This is a genomic window from Streptomyces sp. NPDC003011, from assembly GCF_053591515.1.
In genome coordinates, this window is sequence record NZ_JBSFTY010000097.1 from 1 (window position 1) to 22,485 (window position 22,485).

Sequence of the window (22,485 nt, forward strand, 5' to 3'; positions counted from 1 at the left end):
GGCTGCACACCTACAATCACCACCGCGGACACACCGCGCTGAACGGCCAACCACCCGCCAGCCGCGTCCCCAACCTCACGGGTCAACACACCTAGCCCGTCCTCCGAGGGGCGAACAGGTCGTCCTGCGCCTGGTCCCGCGCCGTGAGCAGCGCCCCGCGCAACACCGCTCCCCCGCCCAGGACACTGGGCCGCACCTCCGTGGGCAGGGGCGACAGCCGAGCGAGCCGGTCCTGGACGCGCCGGGCCAGGACCTCGCCGCCCGCGCGGCCGATCTCGCCGGCCAGCACCACGCAGCCGGGGTCCAGGACGGAGATCACAGCGGCCGCGCCGAGGGCGACCCGGTCGGCGAGGGAGTCGAGGAAACGGTCGGCCGCGAGTGACGGATCGGGGGACGGCGCCACCGCGTCCCCGGCCGTCACCCGGCCCAGCGCCGGCCCGTCGACCACTCCCGCAGCCCGTTCCACCGCCGCCCGCACGAGCGCCGCCGCGTGCGGCTCGGACGCGGCGGCCGTGGCCGTCACGCCGAACTCCGCCGCGAGGCCCGCCACCGCGCCCGCGCCCGCCAGCGAGTGGAAACCGCCGCCGCAGTCGGTCGCCGACGGCAGCCCCGCCGTCCCCGGCACCGGCAGGAAACCGATCTCACCCGCGCCGCCGGAGGCACCCCGGCGCAGCGCCCCGTCGAGGACCACCGCCGCGCCGATGCCCACGCCGAGCCAGAGCAGGACGAAGGTGTCCCGGTCCCGGGCCGCGCCGTCGCGCTGTTCCGCCAGCGCCGCGAGGTTGGTCTCGTTCTCCACGCTGAACCGGGCGTCCGGGAGCCGCTCCTGCAGGGCGGCCACCAGGCGCCGGTGCCACGTGGGCAGACCCGAGGAGTCGCGGAGTTCGCCGCTCGCCGGGTCGATCAGGCCGGGCGCGCCGATGCCGACGGTGTGCAGCCGTTCGGCTCCGGCCTCCTTCGCCACGCGCTCGACCAGCGTGACCGCCTGTTCCACCGCACCGCCGGTGCCCGTGTCGTCGCCGATCGGCACGGACGCCTCGGCGAGCACCTGCCCGAGCAGGTCGGACACGACCACGGCGACGCCCTCGGTACGGACGTCCAAGGCCGCCAGATGGGCGCGGTCGGCGACGAGCCCGTACAGCTTCGCGTTCGGCCCGCGCCGCTGTGCGCCGGACTCCCCCACCACCGCGATCAGGCCGGAGGCGGTGAGGCGTTCGACGAGGTCGGCGACGGTGGGCCGGGACAGGCCGGTCAGCTGCTTCAACTGCCCCGCGGTCAGCGGGCCTTGTCGCTGGAGCAGGCGCAGGGCGTGCCGGTCGTTGATGGCCCGGGCGGTGCTCGGGGATGCGGGCATGCCGGGATCCTTCCAGATCGGCGGGGCGCTCGCGGGCCGCCGGTAACCCGCTATCTATCAGGCAGGCTCCCTGATAGTTTACGGCCTCGCGCAGGGAGAACCGGAGAACGGGGAGAGGCCGGAGAATGAGTGAAGTGCTCTACGACCGACGTGCGGTGCGGCGGGCCCGGTACGCCGTGGCCGCCGTGTTCGCCGTGCACGGCGCCGTCACCGGCTCGTTCGCCACCCGCGTGCCGTGGATCCAGGACCACGCCTCGGTCAGCGCGGGACAGCTGGGTCTGGCCCTGGCCTTCCCCGCGCTCGGCGCCTCCGTCGCGATGCCGCTCGCGGGCAGCATCACCCACCGCTTCGGCGCCCGCAACGCCCTGCGCGGCCTGATCGCCCTGTGGACGCTGTCGCTGATCCTGCCCGCCCTCGCCCCGAACCTGCTGACGCTGTGCCTGGCCCTGTTCGTCTACGGCGCCACGGCGGGCATGGCGGACGTGGCGATGAACGCGCTCGGCGTGGAGGTCGAGAACCGGCTGGGCCGGTCGATCATGTCCGGCCTGCACGGCATGTGGAGTGCGGGCGCCCTGGTCGGCTCAGCGGCGGGCACGCTCGCCGCGCACCTGGGATCGGACGCCCGGCTGCACCACGCGCTGGCCGCCGCCGTCCTGACCGTGCTGGGCCTGGCCGCGTGCCGGTGGGTGCTGGACCTGCAGCCCGCCGAGGACGAGGAGCCTCCGCCCCGGTTCGCGCTGCCGCCGAAGTCGGCGCTGCTCATCGGCGCGGTCGGGTTCTGCGCGGTGTTCGCGGAGGGCGCGAGCCTCGACTGGTCGGCGGTCTACCTGCGGGAGAGGCTGGGCAGCTCGGCGGGGCTGGCGGCGGCCTGCACCACCGGCTTCACGCTCACCATGGCGATCGCCCGGATCGCCGGCGACAAGGTGGTGGACCGGTTCGGCTCGGTGCGCACGGTCCGGGTGGGCGGGGTGCTGGCCGTCCTGGGCGGGCTGCTGATCGTGGTCGCGGACCATCCGGCCGCCGCCATGGCCGGGTTCGCGCTGATGGGTCTGGGCATCGCCATCGTCGTACCGCTGTGCTTCGCTGCGGCGGGCCGCAGCGGACCGAACCCCAGTCTGGCCATCGCGGGCGTCGCGACCATCACGTACACCTCGGGCCTGGTGGCGCCGAGCGCCATCGGGGGCCTGGCCGAGGTGTCCAGCCTGATGGTCTCGTTCGGTCTGGTGACGGTGCTGGCGTGCGGGCTCGTGGTGTTCGCGGGCGTGCTGCGCACGGCCGACCGCGACCGGCCGAAGGTCAGTCCCGAGACTTCAGCAGCGCCCGGCCCGCGGCCCTGAACTCCTCGCTCCAGGGCGCGGGGCGCATGGTCCGCGCGTCGAGCCGGACCAGTACCCGGGTGCCGTGCGCGTACGTCGTGGCGCCGTCCGCCGAGCAGAACCGGAAGCCGTAGGTGAGCCCGGTCCTGCCGAGGCGCTCCAGCCACAGGTGGACGGCGTAGGCGCCGGCCCGGGTGACCGGAATCTCGTAGCCGATCAGCAGCTCCTTGACCACGTTGCAGGCGTCGCCCGCGCTCGCCCAGTCGCCGTCGAAGCGGACCCCGTGCTCCTGCCAGAGGTCGGTCCAGGCCCGTTCCACCAGGAGCGGGTAGCGGGCGTTGTGCAGCATGCCGAGCGCGTCGAGGTCGTCGAAGTGGACGGTGACGGGCATCAGCCGGCCGTAGGAGAGGACGGGAGCGGTCGGGGCTTCGGCGGTCACGGGCGGGACTCCTGGGTGTATGGGGCAACCAACGCCTATCCTAAGCGGTCGCTCACCTTCCTCTTTACGTGAGAATGGTCCGGGCATCCGCGCCCCGCACCACCCGCACACCCGCACGACGAAAGCGAAACCGCACCATGGATCTTGGCGTCCGCTGGAAACTGCACGGCGACGGACGCACGCCGGCGCCCGGAGCGGTGGTCCGCCCCGACGAACGGCTCTCCTGGCCCCGCACGGTCGGGCTCGGCGCCCAGCACGTGGTGGCCATGTTCGGTGCGTCCTTCGTCGCACCCGTCCTGATGGGCCTGGACCCCAACCTCGCGATCATGCTGTCGGGCGTCGCGACCGTGATCTTCCTGCTCGCCACCCGCGGCCGGGTGCCCAGCTACCTCGGCTGCTCACTCTCCTTCGTCGGCGTGGCCGCCGTCATCCGGGCGCAGGGCGGGACGAGCGCCACGGTGACCGGCGCGGTCTTCGTGGTCGGCGTCGCGCTGTTCCTGGCCGGGGTCGCCGTGCAGCGGTTCGGGGCCCGGATCATCCACGCGGCGATGCCGCCGGTCGTCACGGGTGCGGTGGTGATGCTGATCGGCTTCAACCTCGCGCCCGTCACCGCCTCCACCTACTGGCCGCAGGACCAGTGGACCGCCCTGCTGGTCATGCTGTTCACCGGTCTGGCCGTGGTCTGCCTGCGCGGATTCTGGTCCCGGATCGCGATCTTCCTGGGTCTGGTCCTCGGCTACGGCCTCTCCTGGGCCCTCGACCGGATCTTCGGCCGGATCCACTCGGTGGACGCGAGCGGCAAGCTCACCGACCACTGGCGGCTCGACCTGTCCGCCGTGGGCCGGGCCGACTGGATCGGGCTGCCGTCCTTCCACGGACCCTCCTTCGAGTGGTCGGCGATCCTCGTCGCGCTGCCGGTCGTCATCGCGCTGGTCGCCGAGAACGCCGGACATGTCAAGGCGGTCGGCGAGATGACCGGCGATCCGCTGGACGACAAGCTCGGCACGGCGATCTCCGCCGACGGCATCGGCTCCATGCTGTCCACCGCGGTCGGCGGCCCGCCCACCACCACGTACTCCGAGAACATCGGCGTGATGGCCGCGACCCGCGTCTACTCGACGGCCGCGTACTGGGCCGCCGCCGGCTTCGCCCTGCTCTTCGGCCTGTGCCCCAAGTTCGGCGCGGTGGTGGCCGCGGTCCCGGGCGGTGTCCTCGGCGGAATCACGGTCATCCTGTACGGCATGATCGGCCTGCTCGGCGCCCAGATCTGGCTCAACGCCGGGGTGGACCTGCGCAATCCGCTCAACCTGGTGCCGGCCGCGGCGGGCATCATCATCGGCGTCGGCAACGTAACGATCACGTTCACCGACACCTTCTCGCTGAGCGGCATCGCGCTGGGCACGCTGGTCGTGATCACCGGCTACCACGCGCTGCGGGCGTTCGCCCCGGCCCACCTCAAGACGCAGCAGCCGCTGCTCGACGAGGGGACCTCGTCGTACGACGAGACGGCTCAGCGCGCCAACTCGTAGGCGTACGACGGCGAGAACGTGCCGGGCGAGCCCTTGCAGCCGTCCGACTCCCCCGGCAGCTTCACCCACAGGTAGGCGTCGATGCGGGCCTCGCCGGTGTCCAGCGTGGGCGCCCGGCCGATGCTGCGGCCCGAGGGGTCGCACCACTGGCCGCCGGCCGGGGCCCCGTTGCCGTTGCGGCTGGTGTCGATGACGGCGCCCAGGCTCGCCGGGCCGCCCAGAGCGTCGAGGACCTGACGGTCGTAGGCGATCTCGTCGGCCGTGCGGTGGAAGTTGGAGACGTTGCTGAAGACGCCGTCGGAGGAGGCGGCCGAGGCGGCACCCGCCTGCCTCAGCCAGCCCGCCTGTCTCGCGGGGGCGTTCCAGCCGGAGTGGCCGGCGTCGTAGTAGACCCGCGCGTCGGGGTTGGCGGCCTTGAGGACGCGGCCCGCGCGGGCCAGCGAGGCGAAGCGGCGGGACCGTTCGCCCGCGGAGAGGCACGCGGCCTGGGCGACCGAGTCGGGCTCCAGGACGACGACGACCTCACCGGAGCCCAGCCCGGCGGCGAAGGCGTCGATCCAGTCGTCGTAGGCGTCGAGGCCGGGTGCTCCGCCCTGCGAGGCGCCACCGCAGTCACGGCCCGGGATCGCGTACGCCACGACCACCGGGACCCGGCCCTGCGCGGCGCCGCCCGAGGTGACCGCGCGGACCCGGGAGGTGATGGTCGACGGCGTGAAGTCGGCGAACCACACCGCCGCCGGCCGGTCGGCGATACGGGACTTTATGAGCGCCTGCCGCGGGTCGCCGGTGTGGGCGCGCACCCAGTCGAGCACCTGGGACTCGGGATGACGGTAGAGGCGGGTGGACACGGCGGCGGTCAGCTCCCGGTCCTGCTTCTCGGCCTTCTCCGTCCTGGTGGACGCCGGCGTGGGACCGGTCTTCTTCTTCGGCGTCGGGGAGGGCGAGGCCAAGGCGCCGGCCCGCCGCGAGGCGGACGGCGTCGGTCCGGCGGGCGAGGGCGTCAGGGAGGGCGAGGCGGTGACCACGGGCCGCGCCTTGTCGGAGCCGCGCCGGTCGTCGAGCGCGGACACCATCCCGGCCGCGATGGCGACCGCGACGACGACAGAGGCCGCCGCGACCACGGCGCCGCGCCGCGCGGTCCGCCGGCGCTCGGCCCGACGCGTGGCCAGTCGCTGAGCACGCAAGCCTGACACGGAGCTGCTCCCCCTCCCCCACGGCGGACACGCGTTCCCCCGTTCTGGGGAAGCGTCGGGCCCGCCGGTACCCGGGTCACCCTAAAGCTGCGACTCTGCCCCCATGGTGCAATGCGAACAATTCACCACCCCTCACTTCACCACCCCTGTGGACGCGGTCGTCTCCCGAATGCGCGCGCTCGACGCGGTGCTGCCGACGGCGGACGGCGTCGCGGTCTTCAACCGCGTCTACCTCGCGGTCACCGAGGCGGTCGACCGGCGGATCGACAGCGGGCTGTGCGGGGACGCGCAGGCCGCGATCACGCTGGACGTGCGGTTCGCGGAGCGCTATCTGGACGCCGTCGAGGCGGTGGCCGACGAGCGGCGGCCGCCGGCCTGCTGGCGGCCCCTGTTCCAGATGCGCCGCCATCCCGGCGTACGTCCCTTGCAGTTCGCGCTGGCGGGCATCAACGCGCACATCGGCCACGACCTCGCGCTCGCCGTCGTGGACACCTGTCGTACGCTCGGCTGCGAACCCGTCGACCTGGAGGACGAGTTCGACCACGTGGGCGATCTCCTCGTCTCGCTGGAGGAGCGCATCCGGGAGGATCTGATGCCGGGCCCCGACCTCCTCCAGATCGCCGACCCGCTCACCCACCTGCTCGGCTCGTGGAGCCTGGAGCGGGCCCGGGACGCCACCTGGACGGCGGCCCGGGCCCTGTGGGCGCTGCGTGTCCTGCCCGACATCGCCACGGAGTTCACCGAGCGCCTCGACACGGCGGTGGGCCTGGCGGGGCGGATGCTGCTGACGCCGCTACCGGACCGGTGAGCCGGGGCAGGCCCTGAAGGGTGTTGCAGAAGGCCGTGCAGAGGGCATCTGCAACACCCTTCAGTCCTCGGGGAGTTCGACGGGCGCGATCTCGTCGAACACGTCGCCCGGGCCCGGGTTCGTCGGGTCGGTGGTTCCGCCGAACTGGTGCATGACGCCCCAGACGGCGTTCAGGGCGGTCTGGACGGCGCCCTCGGCCCAGCCGGCCGTCCAGGAGATGTCGTCGCCGGCCAGGAAGACGCCCCGCTGGTGCTCGGGCAGCCGGTCCTGCATGAAGTGGGTGAACAGGCGCCGCTGGTAGCGGTAGTGGCCGGGCAGGTTGGCCTTGAACGCGCCCATGAAGTACGGCTCGTTCTCCCAGGAGACGGTGACCGGGTTGCCGATGATGTGCTTCCGGATGTCGACCTTCGGGTAGATCTCGCCGAGCGACTTCAGCATGACCTCCATCCGCTCGTTCGCGGACAGCGGCAGCCACTTGAGGCTGTCGTCGCACCAGGTGTAGGAGAGGCAGATGACGGCGGGCTTGTCCGGGCCGTCGTCGAGCAGGTAGGTCCCGCGCGTCATGCGGTCGGTGAGCGTCATCGACATGACGTCCCGGCCGGTCGGGTTTCCCCTGTCGTCGACGGCCTTGTCCAGCCAGAACGGCCGGTCCACCGGCACGAAGAGCTTCGAGGACTCCATGTAGTGGGTGCGCTCGATCGCCGTCCAGTGGTCGATCGGGAAGAGGGAGTCGTCGCAGGCGATCTTCGACAGGAGCATCCAGGACTGGGCGGTGAAGATCACCGCCTGGTACGTACGGATGTCACCGTTCGCGTCCGTCACCGTGATCCGGCCGCCCGCGGTCCGGTGCAGCCGGGTCACGGCCGGGCGGGGCTCGCCGTTCAGGTGCAGGCTCGCGAGGGAGGTCCCGTAGGGCCAGTGGACGATCTTCTCCGGCTCGCGCTCCCACAGGCGCAGCGGCAGTTGCTGGGAGCCGCCGACGATGCCGCGGTGGTGGTCGTCGGCCTCGGTGTAGACGACGCGGAGGATCTCCAGGATGGAGTTCGGGAAGTCGGTGTCCCAGCCGCCCGTGCCGAACCCGACCTGGCCGAAGATCTCCCGGTGCCGGAAGGACTTGAAGGCCTCGGAGTCGCAGAGGAAGCCGTAGAAGGTCTGGTTGTCGAGCTTCTCGACGAGCTTGGACCAGATCTCCCGGATGCGCGGCACGTCGCGTTCGCGCATCGCCCGGTTCATGTCGGAGAAGTCCGCGCCCTCTTCGAGGCAGGCGTTCCAGGCGGCGGCGACGTCCCGGTACACCTGGGGCAGGTCGCCGATGGTCTCGGCGTAGTGGGACTCGCCCTTGAGGTCGACGACGGTCGAGGGGGTCGCCTCCGCGAGGGGGTTGGGGAAGGGGCGCGTCTTCAGGCCCACCAGGTCGATGTAGTGCTGGAGGGCCGTGGAGGACGGCGGGAAGCGCATCGCGCCCATCTCGGCGGTGAGGGACGGGTCGCATCCGTCGAAACCGACGGTCCGCAGCCGGCCTCCGATCCGGTCGGCCTCGTAGACGACGGGCTTGAGGCCCATCTTCATCAGCTCGTACGCGGCCACGATGCCGGACAGGCCGCCGCCGATGACCGCGACCTCGGTGCCGTGCTCGGTCGCCGGTATCTGGCCGAGGCCCGCCGGGTGGGCGAGGAAGTCGTCGTAGGCGTACGGGAAGTCCGGGCCGAACATGGTGATCGGCGGCTGCTGCTCGTCTGCGTGCTCGACGGCGTTGGGCACGGTGGACGTCATGGGGTACGGACTCCTTGCGGAAAAGCTCGGGGGAACGTCAGGGAACGTCGGCGAACGTCGGGGAACGTCAGGGGATTTCAGACCAGGGCCCGGTAGAGGCCGGGGCGCCGGTCCCGCAGATACGGGTTGGCCTCGCGGGAGGCGGCGAGGAAGGCCGGGTCGACGTCCGCGAGCAGCAGCGCGTCGCCGCGGCCGGCCCGGGTGCGGGCGACCCCGTCGGGTCCGGCGAGGGTGGAGAGGCCGACGAACTCGAACTCCCCCTCCTGGCCGACCCGGTTGACGTAGGCGACGTACATCTGGTTCTCGAAGGCGCGCACCGGTACGACCGACTCGGCGACGAACTGGAACGGGTGCATCTGCGCGGTCGGCACCAGGAGCAGGTCGGTGCCGGCCAGGGCGTGGGCGCGGACGTTCTCCGGGAACTCCACGTCGTAGCAGATCATCAGGCCGACCCGCAGCCCGTCGAGCTCCGCCTGGACGACGGGCTGCTCGCCCGGGGTGAAGTGGTCGCGCTCGAAGCAGCCGAAGAGGTGGGTCTTGCGGTAGTTGGCCAGGCGGGTGCCCTCGGCGGAGATCAGCTGGGCGGAGTTGAAGACCGTCTCGCCGGCCCGCTCGGGGTAGCCGTAGGCGATGGCCAGGCCGTGCCGGGTGGCGAGTTCGGCGACCGCGTCCGCCGAGTCGCCGTCGGCGGGCTCGGCGAGGCGGCCGATGTCGTCGCCGACGGCGTACCCGGTGAGGAACATCTCCGGCGCGGCCAGCAGCCCGGCGCCCGCGGCGGCGGCCCGGCCCGCGGCCTCGTCGAGAACCTTGAGGTTCGCGGCGACCGAGCCGGGGCGGCCGGAGCTCTGGAGCAGGGCGGTGCGCATACGGGTTCCTCACCGGGCGGAAAAGGCGTGCGTGGGGGCCACAAGGTGTTTGTGGGGGTCACCTAGACGGTACGGGGGACGGGCTCGGGGCGACAAGGAGCAGCCGTTGCGCGCCGGTGCGCTGTTCGTTGCGCGCCCGGTGCGGCCGGCGGCGATTCGTTGCGCGCCCCGAGCCCGCTCCCGCACGGCTGCTCACCGACGGGTGCGGGCTCCCCGCGCGCCGGTCGCCAGCAGCAGTGCGGTCAGCAGGTACGGCACGGCGAACAGCGCGAAGACGGTGCCGTGCGGGACGACGCCGGCCGCCGCCGCGTACGCCGCGTAGACGGCGACCGTGACCAGCTCCGTGCCCAGGCTCGCGACCGAGGTCAGGGTGGCCCGGCCGGTGTCCTCGATGCGGTGCTGGAGCCGGACGTCGGCGAGCACCGTCGCCAGCTGGAAGCCGCCGAAAGCGAGGGCGACCAGGACGAGTGCGGCCGGTGTCCGCGCCCCCGCGCCCACGGCCAGGGCGAGCGCGGCGCCCGCCAGCAGCCGGGCGAGCCCGCCGCTGCCGAGCCGTTCGGCCCGGCCGGCCAGCAGGCTCCCGGCCGTGGCCCCCGTCCAGATCAGCAGGAGCAGATAGGGGACGGCCTCGTCCGGTACGCCGGTGCCCCGCACCAGCAGCGGTGTGTACTCGTCGAGCGCGCCCCACACGGCGCCGACGGCCGGGACGAGCAGCATCGCCCGGCGCAGCGACCGGTCCCCGCGGGCCACGGCGAGGCCGTCCCGCAGGGTCGCGGACCAGCTCTCGCCCCCGGTGCCCGGCGTCCGGTGCTCGGGGAACCGGGTCGCGGTGAGCGCGGTGAGCAGACAGGCCAGTACGCTCGCCGCGCCGACGGCCGGGTAGCCGCCGAGCGCGAACACGGGTCCGGCGGCCCCCATCGCCGCCATCACGGCCAGCAGCCCGGCCGCCCGGGCCCGGCCCGTCACCCGGGCGTACCGGTCGGCCGCGCCGAGCCGGGCCAGCTCCTCGTACACCAGGGCCTCCAGCGCACCGGAGCCGAGCGCTCCGCGCACGCCCCACAGGACGAAGCCGACCGCGAAGGCCCAGTACGAGGGGACCAGCACCCACAGGGCGAAGCCCACGGCGGTGAGCAGCGGGCCGAGCCACAGCAGCAGCCGGCGGGAGACGGCGTCGGCCCAGGCGCCGGACGGCACCTCCAGCAGGACACCGGTGAGGGACCACAGGGCGAACAGGGAGGAGATCTGCCAGACCGACAGACCGGTGTCGGCGAACAGCAGCGCGTACACCGGGTAGAGCAGGACGAAGTCGTCGAGGAACGCGTAGCCGTACAGCGTGGCCGTGAGCCGCCGGACACCGGTGGCGGGCACACGCGTGGGTGAGAGTGTCATGAGGCCTTCCCACAGGGACGAATCGGACGCCGGAGGTAGGGCGTCCGAGGCGGCCCTCGGGAGGCACGGCTGGTGGATCAATGTCGCCAGGTCATGACAGCGATGGTAGTCGCGGTCAGGCGTCCGGCACGAGCGAATTGACCGTCCTCGCCTACGGTGGGGCATGCCGGCCGGTCACCTGGGGGAGGACACGTGGAGCACGCCACACTGCCGCACGTCGACGAGCACACCACGGTCGTCGCGGCGGCGGCCGACGCCGTCTGGCTCGCCGTCGGTGACGTCCTGGACCACTCCTTAGGGAGCGGCCGGGCGGTCCGCTACGCGCGTCTGGTCGGCTGTGCCGACCGGACGGCCTCCGGGCCCCGGCCCCTGGCGGAGGGATCGGCGCTGCCCGGTTTCCGGGTGGCCGCCGCGGTCCCGGGCCGGCGGCTGGTCCTCGTGGGCCGCCATCACTTCGCCACGTACGCCCTGGTCCTGCGGCTGGACGAGGCCGGCCCGGGCCGCGTCCGGCTGCGGGCCGAGACCCGGGCGAGGTTCCCCGGCCCGTTCGGTGCCCTCTACCGGCTGCTCGTCATCGGCACGGGGCACGCGGTGCTCATGCGTCGCCTGCTGTCGGCGATCCGCGGCCGGGCGGAGTGAGACCGGCCAGGCAGGAGTCAGACCGGCCTGGGCGAAGTGAGACAGGTCAGGGCGGCGAGCGCGACGCGCCCCGCAGCGGGCGCGCGCGAACCGCTAAAGGCCGGTGCGGGGGAACCGCTCAGGCCGGTGAGCCCGAGGAGAAGCGGCGCAGCAGCGGGGACAGCACCAGCACGGACTTGGTCCGCTCCACGAACGGCTCGCCCGCGATCCGTTCCAGGACCCGTTCGAAGTGCCGCATGTCGGAGGCGAAGACCTGGACGACCGCGTCCGCGTCGCCGGTGACGGTGGACGCGGCCACGACCTCCTGGTAGCGCTCCAGACCCCGCTGGATGGTCTCCGGCGAGGTGTTGGAGCGGCAGTAGATCTCGACGAAGCCCTCGGTCTCCCAGCCGAGGGCCGCCGGGTCGACCCGGACGGTGAATCCGGTGATGGCCCCGGTGGCCCGCAGGCGGTCCACGCGCCGTTTCACGGCGGGGGCGGACAGGCCGACCAGCTGGCCGATGTCCGCGTAGGAGCGGCGGGCGTCCTCGGCGAGGGCGTGCACGATGCGTTCGTCGAGATCGTTCAGCACGGTGAGTGGATCACTTCTCGGATGGTGCGAGTCGGGAGCGGCGATAGCCGTACACGAAGTAGAACACGAGCCCGACGGCCATCCAGATCCCGAAGACCACCCAGGTGACGGCGGACAGGCTGCCCATCATCCAGAGGCAGAAGGCGAAGCCCAGGGCGGGCAGCACGGGCGACAGCGGCACCCGGAAGGTACGGGGCATGTCGGGGCGGGTCCGGCGCAGCACGACCACGGCCACGTTGACCAGAGCGAAGGCGAACAGCGTGCCGATGCTGGTGGCGTCGGCGAGCTGGCCGAGCGGAACGGCGGCGGCCAGGACACCGCAGAACAGGGACACGATCAGGGTGTTGGCGCGGGGCGCGCCGGTCTTCGGGTGGACGCGGGCGAACACCTTGGGCACCAGGCCGTCCCGGGACATCGCGAAGAGGATGCGGGTCTGGCCGTAGAGCACGGTCAGGACGACGCTCGCGATGGCGATGACCGCGCAGAACGCCAGCAGGGTGCCCCAGAAGGCCTGGCCGGTGACCTCGCGCATGATCTGGGCGAGCGCGGCCTCGGAGTCGGTGAACCCGCGCCAGGGCTTCGCGCCGACGGCGACGGCGGCGACCAGGACGTACAGGGCCGTCACGATGACGAGGGACAGCATGATCGCGCGCGGCAGGTCGCGCTGGGCGTTCGTGGCCTCCTCGCCGGCGGTGGAGGCGGCGTCGAAGCCGATGTACGAGAAGAAGAGCGTCGCCCCGGCCGCGCTGACGCCGGCCATGCCGAGCGGCATGAAGTTCTCGTAGTTGCCGGAGCGGAAGCCCTGGACGCCGATCGCGCAGAACAGCACCAGCGCGGCGATCTTCACGACGACCATGACGGTGTTGGCGCGGGCGGACTCACGCGCCCCGCCCAGCAGGAACGCCATCGCCAGGAGGACGACGATCAGCGCCGGCAGGTTGAAGACGCCGCCGTCGCCGGGCGGGGCGGACAGCGCGTCGGGGAGGGTGACGCCGATCGTCCCGTCGAGCAGCTCGTTCAGGTACTCGCCCCAGCCGACGGCGACGGCGGCGACCGAGACGCCGTACTCCAGGACCAGGCACCAGCCGCACACCCAGGCGATCAATTCGCCCATCGTTGCGTACGCGTACGAGTACGACGACCCAGCGACCGGGATGGTGCCCGCCAGTTCGGCGTAGGACAGGGCCGAGAAGAGCGCGGTGAGACCCGCGATCACGAAGGACAGGGTGACGGCCGGTCCCGCCTTGGGGACGGCCTCGCCGAGGACGACGAAGATGCCGGTGCCGAGGGTGGCACCGATGCTGATCATGGTCAGCTGCCAGAGCCCGAGGGAGCGGCGCAGGCTGCCTCCCTCGCCCTGGCCGCCCTCCGCGACCAGGTCTTCCACCGGCTTGCGACGCATGAGACGCGCACCGAGCCCTGGGGACGAGGGGGCCGTCCGGCTGTGCTGTTGCGGGGGTGCGCCTTGGTCGAGCACGCGCTGACTCCTTTGTCGCTGCCTTCGGGGCGACGGGGACCGGCGGCACTCCTGCGAGGGCAGGAACCCACCGAGCGGGGTCCCCGCCACGCCATGTACAGGGGATGACCCTATGGGGGATGGCGTTGCCGGTGTAATGCAGCAACCTTGCGCGTCTCCGCAAGATCGTTGCGTTCGTCGGGGGTGGACGGATGTTCGTTGCGCGGGGGCTTTCGACCGTTGCGCGAGGCCGTGGCCGGCCGGTCGCCCGGCATCCTGGCAGGGCCCGGCAGCAGCGCCCTGATCAGCGCTGTTCCGGATGCCGGCGACCGTGCGGGCCCCGGGAGCGGGTCAGCTCCAGCTGGCGTGCAGCGGCTTGCCCTCCGCGTAGCCGGCGGCGCTCTGGATGCCGACGACGGCCTTCTCGGCGAACTCCTCCAGGGAGCCGGCGCCGGCGTAGGTGCAGGAGGAGCGGACGCCCGCGATGATCGAGTCGATCAGGTCCTCGACACCCGGGCGGGCCGGGTCGAGGAACATCCGGGAGGTGGAGATGCCCTCCTCGAACAGCGCCTTGCGGGCCCGGTCGTAGGCCGACTCGTCCGACGTGCGGTTGGCCACGGCCCGCGCGGAGGCCATGCCGAACGACTCCTTGTAGGGGCGCCCGCTCGCGTCGTGCTGGAGGTCGCCCGGGGACTCGTAGGTGCCCGCGAACCAGGATCCGACCATCACGTTGGACGCGCCGGCCGCGAGCGCCATGGCGACATCGCGCGGGTGGCGGACGCCCCCGTCGGCCCACACGTGCTTGCCGTACTTCTTCGCCTCGGCCGCGCACTCCAGGACCGCCGAGAACTGCGGCCGGCCGACGCCGGTCATCATGCGGGTGGTGCACATGGCACCGGGCCCCACGCCGACCTTGACGATGTCGGCACCGGCCTCGACGAGGTCGCGCACCCCCTCCGCGGCGACGATGTTGCCCGCGACGATCGGCACCTGCGGGTCGAGGCCGCGCACCAGCCGGACCGTGCTGATCATCGACTCCTGGTGGCCGTGCGCCGTGTCGATGACGAGTGTGTCGACACCCGCGTCCAGCAGTTGCTTGGCCTTGGCCGGGGCGTCGCCGTTGATCCCGACGGCGGCGGCGATCCGCAGCCGTCCCCGCGCGTCCGTGGCGGGCGTGTACAGCGTGGCGCGCAGGGCGCCCTTGCGGGTGAGGATGCCGGCGAGGCGGCCGTCCTTGCCGACGGCGGGCGCGTAGCGGCGGTTGGCGTGGTCCAGCCGGTTGAAGGCCTCACGCGGGTCGATGTCCGCGTCGAGCAGCAGCAGGTCCTTGGACATGACCACTTCGAGCTGGGTGAAGCGGTCGACACCGGTGAGGTCGGAGTCGGTGACGACACCGACCGGCCGGCCCTCCCCGTCGACGACCACACCGGCGTTGTGCGCGCGCTTGGGCAGCAGCGACAGCGCGTCGGCGACGGTCTGGTGCGGGGCCAGCATGATCGGCGTGTCCAGGACGTGGTGACGGCTCTTCACCCAGGTGACGACCTCGGTGACGACCTCGATCGGGATGTCCTGCGGGATGACGACGAGCCCACCGCGCCGGGCCACGGTCTCCGCCATCCGGCGCCCCGCGATGGCGGTCATGTTGGCGACGACCAGCGGGATCGTGGTGCCCGTGCCGTCCGGGGAGCTGAGGTCCACGCCCTGCCGCGAGCCGACCGCGCTGCGGCTCGGGACCATGAACACGTCGTCGTACGTCAGGTCGTACGGAGGCTTGATGTCGTTGAGGAAACGCACGTGCTGCACATCCCAGTCGATCAGAGGTGGCCCCCGGACAGGTCAGCCAGGGGGAAGAGCACGTACTTCATTGTCCCATGGCGGCCGGAATGCACTGCCCGGTCACATCATCCAGGCTGGTCGGAGGGGTGTTGGGAGGATCCTCCAAGCGTCCGGGAGAGGACCGCGCCACACGCCCCGCGCTTCGCACCACTCCCGGCACCACGCCACACGCCCCGCACCGGGCGGCCACCCGCGAACGCCCCGCCCGGTCGGTCCACCGCGGCACGGATCACCCGAGCGCCAGCGCCACCGTCAGCCGCGCCTCGCGTCCGGCCGCCTGGGCGAACACCTCCTGCGCCACGTCCCACTCGTCCGGGCGTGCCCCCGCGTACGGCCGCCAGTTCCGTACGACGACCAGCAGCCCCTTCTCGACGGCGTCCCCGGGCCAGACGGTGTGGTCGGTGAGGCTGTCGGCCAGCGCGTCCCAGTTGCGGCCGAACCAGTCGGGCAGCTCCAGGGACCGGGCGCAGCGGTCCATCAGGCCCGCCTTGTCGGTGACCCCGTCGAGGTCCAGCGTGACCACGTGTTCCGTCATGTCGGTACCGCCCTGGAGGAGTCGTGGGGAGCGTCGGTGCGATGGACCACGAGGGGGCGGCCGCGGCGGGCGTACCACCGCGACCGCCCCCTGTGGACGTTCGTCAGTTCCCGTCCGGATCGGCCCGGTTGAGGGCGGGCTTCGGTGTCGGCCCCGCCGTCATCAGGTAGTCCGCGGCCGACGTGTCGGTCACCAGGCTGGTGACGAGCCCCGACCGCAGCACCGCGTCGATCGCGGCGGCCTTGCGCTGACCGCCCGCGATGGCGACGACCTCGGGGACCCGGCGGAGCTGGTCGGTCTTGACGGTGATGCACCGCTCGCCGAGGTCCCGCCCGACCCGGCGGCCGTCGGAGTCGAAGAGGTGCGCGGACATCTCGGCGGCGACACCGAGCGAGGCGTAGTGCGAGCGCTCCTCGTCGCTGAGCATGTCGTGCACCGTCGAGATGCCCGGCTCCCAGGATCCGATGGAGACGCAGGCGACCGTGACCTTGTCGAAGTACTCGAAGGCCCGGGCGATCCCGGTCTGGTGGCGCAGCGCCTGGGCGGTGGCCGCGTCCGGCAGCAGCATCGGCGCGTAGATGGGGTGCGCGTCGCCGCCGGACACCTGGGCGGCACGGCGGACCGCCTCGACCGAGCCGCGCTCGGCGGTCCCGGCGTCGTACACGCCCGTCAGCTGCACGACCGTGCAGGGCGGCAGCCGGTCGAGAGCGGCCGCCATGTGGATCGTGGACCGGCCCCAGGCCAGGCCCAGCACATCACCTTCGTTCAGGAGTTCGCCGAGCAGGTCGGCGGCCACTTCCCCCAGGTTCTCCGGGTCGGGCGAATCCTGGGCCTCGGCCGGGGACTCGACCACGACGGCGTGCCTGAGGCCGTACCGGGCACGGAGCGCGTCGGAGCGCTCGGCGTCCAGTTCGGCCGGCACGCGGATCTCGATCCGCACGAGATCCCGTTCGAGAGCGGTCTCCAGGACCCGCGCCACCTTGAAGCGGCTGACGCCGAACTCCTCGGCGATCTGGATCTTGGACTTGCCCTCTAGGTAGAAGCGGCGGGCCATGGCCGCCGCCTGCACCAGCTCAGCGGGTCCCATCCGCATGGCTGACCGGCCCGCCGACATACCCGACACGGCGATCTCCTCACTGCTGTTCACATTCTGGATTCGCCGTTCATCCTCGCAGATCCGGCGCACTTGATCAGCCCTGATGAGAGCCGTTCACGTTCCCTTGGTTCCGTGGTCGCACGCCCAGCTCGCCTTGGCGGTGGTCGTCTCGGCCTGCGTGCGCAATGCACGTACCGCCTCGGCCGGGTCGGATGCCCCGTAGACCGCCGATCCCGCGACGAAGACGTCGGCGCCCGCGTCCGCGCAGCGCTCGATGGTGGCGGCCGAGACTCCGCCGTCGACCTGGAGCCACAGTTCGAGGCCGTGCTTGCTGATCAACTCGCGGGTGCGGCGAATCTTGGGGAGCATGATGTCGAGGAAGGCCTGACCTCCGAAGCCCGGCTCGACCGTCATGATCAGCAGCATGTCCAGCTCGGGGAGCAGGTCCTCGTACGGCTCGACGGGCGTCGCGGGCTTCAGCGCCATGGAGGCGCGGGCGCCCTTCGCGCGGATCTCCCGGGCCAGTCGGACCGGAGCGGCGGCCGCCTCCACATGGAAGGTGACGGACGAGGCCCCCGCCTCTACGTACTGGGGCGCCCACCGATCGGGGGCCTCGATCATCAGATGGCAGTCCAGCGGAGTGTCCGTCGCACGGGCCAGTGACTCTACGACCGGCACACCGAGCGTGAGGTTCGGGACGAAATGGTTGTCCATGACGTCGACGTGGAGCCAGTCGGCTCCTTCCACCGCCTTCGCCTCGTCCGCGAGACGGGCGAAGTCGGCGGACAGGATGCTGGGGTTGATCTGCACGGCCATGACCCAAGCCTGCCATGTCCGGGCACGAATGTTCGCGCCGGTCCGGACCTGAGCCGTTCATCGGATGTTGTACGGGAGCCGTACCTGCCATGCTGGGCGGCCGATCGCGTCCGCACCGCGCTACGGGGGTGGCCATGACCGAGACCCAGGAGAACAGGCGAGGGCAGTCGGACAAGCGCGGCATCGGGCACCTGGTGTGCGGCCGGCGTGCCAAGTGGCTGGTGCTGGTGCTGTGGCTGGTGGTGCTGTTCGCGACCGCGCCGTTCGCCCAGAAACTCACCGACGCCCAGGACAACGACGCGGCCTCCTGGCTGCCCGGCTCCGCCGAGTCGACCCAAGTCCTGCAACTCTCCGAGGACTTCAGGCCGGAACAGATCCCGGCGATCGTCGTGTACGCCCGCGCGGACGGCCTGACCGCCCAGGACCGGGCCCGGATCACCGAGGCCGCGGCCGAACTCAGGCAGCTGACCGCGCACGGCGTCCGCGGCGACGAGACCCGGGGTCCGGTCTTCGACCGGCAGGCCGACCCGCGCGCCGCCCAGATCCTGGTGCCGATCACGATGGACGAGAAGGGCTGGGAGGAGATCGCCCCCGCGGTGGACTCCATGCGCGAGATCACCGGCGAGGGCGGCGAGGGACTCGCCGTGCACGTCACGGGCCCGGGCGGCACCTCCGCGGACTTCTCCGAGGCCTTCGAGGGCATCGACTCCACCCTGCTGATCTCGGCGATGGCCGTGGTCATCGTGATGCTGCTCATCACCTACCGCAGCCCCACCCTGATCCTGGTCCCGCTGCTGTCGGTGATCGCCGCGCTGTTCACCGCGCAGGCGCTGATCTACTTCCTGGCGGAGCACGCGGGCCTGACGGTCAACGGCCAGAGCGCCGGCATCCTCACCGTGCTCGTGTTCGGCGCGGGGACGGACTACGCCCTGCTCCTGGTCGCCCGCTACCGCGAGGAGCTGCGCCGCCACGAGGACCGGCACGAGGCGATGGCGCTGGCCCTGCACCGCGCGGGCCCGGCGGTGCTGGCCTCGGGCGCGACGGTCGTGCTGAGCATGCTGGTCCTGCTGGCCGCCGAGATGAACTCCACCAGCGGCCTGGGCCCGGTCGCGGCGATCGGCGTCGCGGTGGCCCTGTTCGCGATGATGACGCTGTTCCCGGCCCTGCTGGTGATCTGCGGCCGCTGGATCTTCTGGCCGGTGATCCCGCACTTCGGCGCGGAGGACGCCAGCGAGCGGGGCCTGTGGGCCCGCCTGGGCCGCCGTATGGCCCGCCGCCCGCGGATGGTGTGGGGCGTCACGGCGGTGGTGCTGGCGGTCTGCTCGCTCGGCCTGATCCAGCTGCGCGCGGAGGGCATCGGCAACGCGGACGCGTTCACCGGGAAACCGGACTCGATCGTCGGCCAGGAGATCTCCGCGCGCTACTTCCCGGCGGGCAGCGGCGATCCGCTCGTCGTCGTCAGCGACCAGGCGCAGGCCCGGCAGGTGGGCGAGGCGGTCGCCGCCACCCGGGGCGTCGTCCCCGAGTCGCTCGGCCTGCCGCCGGGGACGAAGCCGTCCTTCGAGGGCAAGGTGCTGTTCGAGGCCACCATGACCGACCCGGCCGACAGCGAGGCGGCGAAACAGACCGTGGAGCGGGTCCGGGACGCCGTGCACGCGGTGCCGGACGCCGACGCCCGGGTGGGCGGCGGTACGGCGGCCCTGCTGGACATGGACGAGGCGACCACGCACGACAACATCCTGATCATCCCGCTGGTGCTGGTCGTCGTGCTGCTGATCCTGTGCGGGCTGCTGCGCGCCCTGATCGCCCCGCTGCTGCTGGTCGGCACGGTGATCCTGTCGTTCGCCGCCGCCCTCGGCATCAGCGCGCTCGCGTTCCGGTACGTCTTCGACTACGCGGGCGAGTCGACCGACTTCCCGCTGTTCGTCTTCGTCTTCCTGGTCGCCCTGGGCATCGACTACAACATCTTCCTGACCACCCGGATCCGGGAGGAGGCCGCCCACCAGGGCACCCGCAAGGGCGCGGTGACGGGCCTGGCCGCGACCGGCGCGGTCATCACCTCGGCGGGCCTGGTGCTCGCGGGCACCTTCGCCGCCCTGGCCACCCTCCCGATGGTCGCCTTCGCCGAACTCGGCTTCGCGGTCGCCCTGGGCGTGCTCCTCGACACGTTCGTCGTGCGGTCGGTGCTGGTCACGTCCCTGTTCCTGGACGTGGGCCCCAAAGTGTGGTGGCCGCACCGACTGGCCCGCGAGGACGGCGGGCCTCCTGCCCCCGAGACGGTGAGGGCAGGCGTCAGCCGGTCCGCCGAATGAGCGCGAGATACATGGCGTCGGTCCCGTGCCGGTGCGGCCACAGCTGTACGTCGGGACCCTCGCCGAGGTCCGGCACGCCCGGCAGCAGCGGGCGGGCGTCGACGAGTTCGGCCCCCGCGCACTGCTTGAGCACGTCGTCGACGACGGCCCGGGTCTCGGCGAGGTGCGGCGAGCAGGTCGCGTAGCCGACGATCCCGCCGACCCGTACGGAGTCCAGGGCCGTCCGCAGCAGCCCGCGCTGGAGCGGCGCGAACCCCTCCAGATCCTCGGGCCGCCTGCGCCACCGTGCCTCGGGCCGCCGTCGCAGGGCCCCGAGGCCGGTGCACGGCACGTCCACCAGCACCCGGTCGAAGACACCGGCCCGCCACGGCGGCCGGGTCCCGTCGGCGGCGATGACCTGGTAGGGGCCCGGGTTCCCGGCCAGCGCCCTGGCGACCAGCCCGGCCCGGTGCGGCAGCTTCTCGGAGGCGAGCAGCAGGGCCCCGCGCTCGGCGGCGAGGGCGGCGAGCAGCGCGGCCTTGCCGCCGGGCCCGGCACATCCGTCGAGCCACTTCCCGTCCGGCCCCTCCAGCGGCGCGTTGGCGAGCGCCAGGGCCACGAGCTGGCTGCCCTCGTCCTGCACGCCGGCCCGGCCCTCCCGTACGGCGTCGACGGCACCGGGTTCGCCGCCCTCGGCCAGCCGCACGGCGTACGGCGACCAGCGCCCCGGCTCCGCTGCGTCCTGTCGCAGCAGTTCGTCGGCGGTGGACCGCCCCGGCCGCGCGACGAGGGTCACCTCGGGCCGCTCGTTGTCGGCCGCCAGCAGCTCCTCGATCCCGGCCCGGCCGCCGCCCAGGGAGTCCCACAGCGCGGAGACGACCCAGCGGGGGTGGCTGTGCACGACGGCGAGGTGGTCCTCGGGATCGTCGTCGTAGGGCGGCGCGACCTTCTCGATCCACCCGTCCAGATCGTCCTGGGCGACCTTGCGCAGCACGGCGTTGACGAACTTGGCCCGCCCGTCGCCGAGCACCACCCGGGCCAGCTCGACCGAGGCGGAGACGGCGGCGTGCGTCGGGATCCGGGTCCCGAGCAGCTGGTGCGTGCCGAGGCTGAGCACATCGAGCACCGGCGGGTCGACCTCGCGCAGCGGCCGGTCGACGCAGGCGGCGATGACAGCGTCGTACGTGCCCTGCCGCCGCAGTGTCCCGTACACCAGCTCGGTCGCGAGGGCCGCGTCCCGCGCGTCGAAGTCGCCCTTCTCCCGGGCCTTGCGCAGCAGCGGCGGCAGGACGAGGTTGGCGTACGCGTCCCGCTCGTCCACAGCCCGCAACGCCTCGAAGGCGAGGATGCGGACGGGGTCCTTGTGGGGCCGGCGGTAGGGCTTGGCGGGCTTGCGGGGACGACGGGGCTGGTCGCTCACGAAAAAGGTGCTCCGGATTTCAGGCGGGGATACGCACCAAGCGTAAGTCCGCGGGCCCCCGCGTCACGCGCCGAGGGTCTCGCCGTCCGCGATGCGCACGCCCCGGGCCCAGTCGGCGGCCTTCATCGGCTTCTTGCCCTGGGCCTGCACCCACAGCAGTTCCACGGCGTACGACCCGGTGCCCACGTGCACGTCGTTCTTGCCGACGGCGAGCGCGCCGGGGGCGAGACCGGTCCGCTCCGGCACGGGCCGGACCTGGATGAGCTTGAGCCGCTCGCCCCGGAAGACGGTCCAGGCACCCGGCGCGGGCGTGCACCCGCGCACCACCCGGTCGACGCGCAGCGCGGGCGCCGCCCACTCCACCCGGGCGTCCTCGACGGTGATCTTCGGGGCCATGCTGACACCCTCGGCCGGCTGCGGTACGGCCTTCAGGGTGCCGTCCGCGATCCCGTCCATGGTCGCGGCGAGCAGCCCGGCGCCCGCGAAGGCCAGCCGGGTCAGCAGGTCGCCGCTGGTGTCGGTGGGCCGGACGGTCTCGGTCACCGTCCCGTACACGGGCCCGGAGTCGAGCCCTTCCTCGATCAGGAAGGTGGACGCGCCCGTCAACTCGTCGCCCGCCATGATGGCGTGCTGCACGGGCGCCGCCCCGCGCCAGGCGGGCAGCAGCGAGAAGTGCAGGTTGACCCAGCCGCGCGCGGGGATGTCGAGGGCGACACGGGGCAGCAGCGCCCCGTAGGCGACGACGGGACAGCAGTCGGGCGCGATCTCCCTGAGCCGCTCCAGGAACTCCGGATCGCGCGGCTTGGCGGGCTTCAGCACCTCGATGCCGGCCTCCTCGGCCCGCTCGGCGACGGGAGAGGCGACCAGCCTGCGACCCCGCCCGGCCGGCGCGTCGGGCCGCGTGACGACAGCGGCCACCTCGTGCCGACCGGAGGCGAGCAGAGCGTCCAGAGCGGGAACGGCGACCTCGGGGGTACCGGCGAAGACGAGCTTCATGGGTGGGTTCGCGCCTCTCGGGCAGTGCTGATGCGGGCAGCGCCCAAGTCTATGACCACGGACGGAAAGCCGCCGACGGCGGCCGACTCCCTGGGGGTGGAGGCCGACGGCCGAGGCGCGATCACTCTTTCGGGGGCGTACGCATATGCCCCCGCGCCCCCA

General features: G+C 72.7%; 19 protein-coding genes. 5 read left to right on the forward strand and 14 right to left on the reverse strand.

Translation table 11 applies throughout. The features are described from left to right. Window positions 1-91: 91 nt before the first annotated feature. Window positions 92-1,354, reverse strand: a complete 1,263-nt coding sequence (locus tag ACWD0J_RS34820) for an ROK family transcriptional regulator (protein ID WP_451499859.1) — start codon at window positions 1,352-1,354, stop codon at window positions 92-94. 125 nt (window positions 1,355-1,479) lie between these two features. Here ACWD0J_RS34820 and ACWD0J_RS34825 point away from each other — a divergent pair, with 125 nt between their 5' ends. Then, on the forward strand, window positions 1,480-2,691 hold the full coding sequence (locus ACWD0J_RS34825) for an MFS transporter (protein WP_451499860.1): 1,212 nt from the start codon (window positions 1,480-1,482) through the stop codon (window positions 2,689-2,691). Here the strand turns inward: ACWD0J_RS34825 and ACWD0J_RS34830 are convergent. Continuing rightward, on the reverse strand, window positions 2,651-3,109 hold the full coding sequence (locus ACWD0J_RS34830) for an acyl-CoA thioesterase (RefSeq protein WP_451499861.1): 459 nt from the start codon (window positions 3,107-3,109) through the stop codon (window positions 2,651-2,653). The two genes, ACWD0J_RS34825 and ACWD0J_RS34830, sit on opposite strands and share 41 nt — an antisense overlap. A 137-nt stretch (window positions 3,110-3,246) precedes the next feature. Here ACWD0J_RS34830 and ACWD0J_RS34835 point away from each other — a divergent pair, with 137 nt between their 5' ends. Beyond that, window positions 3,247-4,638 carry a uracil-xanthine permease family protein gene (locus tag ACWD0J_RS34835; protein ID WP_451499862.1) on the forward strand — a complete coding sequence of 464 codons (1,392 nt, stop codon included), beginning with the start codon at window positions 3,247-3,249 and terminating at the stop codon, window positions 4,636-4,638. Here ACWD0J_RS34835 and ACWD0J_RS34840 read toward each other — a convergent pair. Then, a complete protein-coding gene (locus ACWD0J_RS34840) occupies window positions 4,620-5,759 on the reverse strand; it encodes a glycoside hydrolase family 6 protein (RefSeq protein ID WP_451499883.1) in 1,140 nt (379 codons plus the stop codon). The two genes, ACWD0J_RS34835 and ACWD0J_RS34840, sit on opposite strands and share 19 nt — an antisense overlap. Before the next feature lie 175 nt (window positions 5,760-5,934). On the opposite strand from ACWD0J_RS34840, the gene ACWD0J_RS34845 reads away from it, so the two are divergent. After that, entirely contained in the window at window positions 5,935-6,639 is a 705-nt protein-coding gene (locus ACWD0J_RS34845) for a DUF5995 family protein (RefSeq protein ID WP_451499863.1), read from the forward strand. Window positions 6,640-6,699: 60 nt separating this feature from the next. Here the strand turns inward: ACWD0J_RS34845 and ACWD0J_RS34850 are convergent, their stop codons facing one another. The 3 genes from ACWD0J_RS34850 to ACWD0J_RS34860 form a co-directional block, all read right to left on the reverse strand. After that, the gene (locus ACWD0J_RS34850; RefSeq protein ID WP_451499864.1) at window positions 6,700-8,412 is read right to left on the reverse strand and encodes a flavin monoamine oxidase family protein; all 1,713 of its coding nucleotides are present in this window, start codon (window positions 8,410-8,412) and stop codon (window positions 6,700-6,702) included. Window positions 8,413-8,489: 77 nt separating this feature from the next. Continuing rightward, a complete protein-coding gene (locus ACWD0J_RS34855) occupies window positions 8,490-9,278 on the reverse strand; it encodes a carbon-nitrogen hydrolase family protein (protein ID WP_451499865.1) in 789 nt (262 codons plus the stop codon). 192 nt (window positions 9,279-9,470) lie between these two features. After that, a complete protein-coding gene (locus ACWD0J_RS34860; protein ID WP_451499866.1) occupies window positions 9,471-10,667 on the reverse strand; it encodes an MFS transporter in 1,197 nt (398 codons plus the stop codon). Between the two features lie 192 nt (window positions 10,668-10,859). Here ACWD0J_RS34860 and ACWD0J_RS34865 point away from each other — a divergent pair, with 192 nt between their 5' ends. Then, a complete protein-coding gene (locus tag ACWD0J_RS34865; protein WP_451499867.1) occupies window positions 10,860-11,306 on the forward strand; it encodes a hypothetical protein in 447 nt (148 codons plus the stop codon). Window positions 11,307-11,424: 118 nt separating this feature from the next. On the opposite strand, the gene ACWD0J_RS34870 is transcribed toward ACWD0J_RS34865, so the two are convergent. The 6 genes from ACWD0J_RS34870 to rpe form a co-directional block, all read right to left on the reverse strand. Beyond that, on the reverse strand, window positions 11,425-11,877 hold the full coding sequence (locus ACWD0J_RS34870) for an Lrp/AsnC family transcriptional regulator (protein ID WP_451499868.1): 453 nt from the start codon (window positions 11,875-11,877) through the stop codon (window positions 11,425-11,427). Between the two features lie 10 nt (window positions 11,878-11,887). Continuing rightward, window positions 11,888-13,354: an amino acid permease gene (locus ACWD0J_RS34875; RefSeq protein WP_451499869.1), complete on the reverse strand. Its 1,467-nt coding sequence runs from the start codon at window positions 13,352-13,354 to the stop codon at window positions 11,888-11,890. Window positions 13,355-13,684: 330 nt separating this feature from the next. Then, the gene (locus tag ACWD0J_RS34880) at window positions 13,685-15,127 is read right to left on the reverse strand and encodes a GuaB1 family IMP dehydrogenase-related protein (protein ID WP_451499884.1); all 1,443 of its coding nucleotides are present in this window, start codon (window positions 15,125-15,127) and stop codon (window positions 13,685-13,687) included. Window positions 15,128-15,398: 271 nt separating this feature from the next. Then, entirely contained in the window at window positions 15,399-15,704 is a 306-nt protein-coding gene (locus ACWD0J_RS34885; RefSeq protein WP_451499870.1) for a barstar family protein, read from the reverse strand. A 103-nt stretch (window positions 15,705-15,807) separates the two neighbouring features. Continuing rightward, on the reverse strand, window positions 15,808-16,851 hold the full coding sequence (locus tag ACWD0J_RS34890; RefSeq protein ID WP_451499871.1) for a sugar-binding transcriptional regulator: 1,044 nt from the start codon (window positions 16,849-16,851) through the stop codon (window positions 15,808-15,810). 63 nt (window positions 16,852-16,914) lie between these two features. After that, window positions 16,915-17,616 carry a ribulose-phosphate 3-epimerase gene (gene rpe, locus ACWD0J_RS34895; protein ID WP_451499872.1) on the reverse strand — a complete coding sequence of 234 codons (702 nt, stop codon included), beginning with the start codon at window positions 17,614-17,616 and terminating at the stop codon, window positions 16,915-16,917. 134 nt (window positions 17,617-17,750) lie between these two features. On the opposite strand from rpe, the gene ACWD0J_RS34900 reads away from it, so the two are divergent. After that, window positions 17,751-19,928: an MMPL family transporter gene (locus ACWD0J_RS34900; RefSeq protein ID WP_451499873.1), complete on the forward strand. Its 2,178-nt coding sequence runs from the start codon at window positions 17,751-17,753 to the stop codon at window positions 19,926-19,928. On the opposite strand, the gene ACWD0J_RS34905 is transcribed toward ACWD0J_RS34900, so the two are convergent. Next, window positions 19,909-21,327: an RsmB/NOP family class I SAM-dependent RNA methyltransferase gene (locus tag ACWD0J_RS34905; RefSeq protein ID WP_451499874.1), complete on the reverse strand. Its 1,419-nt coding sequence runs from the start codon at window positions 21,325-21,327 to the stop codon at window positions 19,909-19,911. The genes ACWD0J_RS34900 and ACWD0J_RS34905 overlap by 20 nt on opposite strands. A 63-nt stretch (window positions 21,328-21,390) precedes the next feature. Next, a complete protein-coding gene (fmt, locus tag ACWD0J_RS34910) occupies window positions 21,391-22,323 on the reverse strand; it encodes a methionyl-tRNA formyltransferase (RefSeq protein ID WP_451499875.1) in 933 nt (310 codons plus the stop codon). Between the last annotated feature and the right edge of the window lie 162 nt (window positions 22,324-22,485).

Bases quoted from the DNA above. Each gene is read 5' to 3' on its own strand.
- ACWD0J_RS34820 (WP_451499859.1), bottom strand. From the start codon at position 1,354: ATGCCCGCATCCCCGAGCACCGCCCGGGCCATCAACGACCGGCACGCC.
- ACWD0J_RS34825 (WP_451499860.1), top strand. From the start codon at position 1,480: ATGAGTGAAGTGCTCTACGACCGACGTGCGGTGCGGCGGGCCCGGTAC.
- ACWD0J_RS34835 (WP_451499862.1), top strand. From the start codon at position 3,247: ATGGATCTTGGCGTCCGCTGGAAACTGCACGGCGACGGACGCACGCCG.
- ACWD0J_RS34845 (WP_451499863.1), top strand. From the start codon at position 5,935: ATGGTGCAATGCGAACAATTCACCACCCCTCACTTCACCACCCCTGTG.
- ACWD0J_RS34850 (WP_451499864.1), bottom strand. From the start codon at position 8,412: ATGACGTCCACCGTGCCCAACGCCGTCGAGCACGCAGACGAGCAGCAG.
- ACWD0J_RS34855 (WP_451499865.1), bottom strand. From the start codon at position 9,278: ATGCGCACCGCCCTGCTCCAGAGCTCCGGCCGCCCCGGCTCGGTCGCC.
- ACWD0J_RS34860 (WP_451499866.1), bottom strand. From the start codon at position 10,667: ATGACACTCTCACCCACGCGTGTGCCCGCCACCGGTGTCCGGCGGCTC.
- ACWD0J_RS34885 (WP_451499870.1), bottom strand. From the start codon at position 15,704: ATGACGGAACACGTGGTCACGCTGGACCTCGACGGGGTCACCGACAAG.
- rpe (WP_451499872.1), bottom strand. From the start codon at position 17,616: ATGGCCGTGCAGATCAACCCCAGCATCCTGTCCGCCGACTTCGCCCGT.
- ACWD0J_RS34900 (WP_451499873.1), top strand. From the start codon at position 17,751: ATGACCGAGACCCAGGAGAACAGGCGAGGGCAGTCGGACAAGCGCGGC.
- fmt (WP_451499875.1), bottom strand. From the start codon at position 22,323: ATGAAGCTCGTCTTCGCCGGTACCCCCGAGGTCGCCGTTCCCGCTCTG.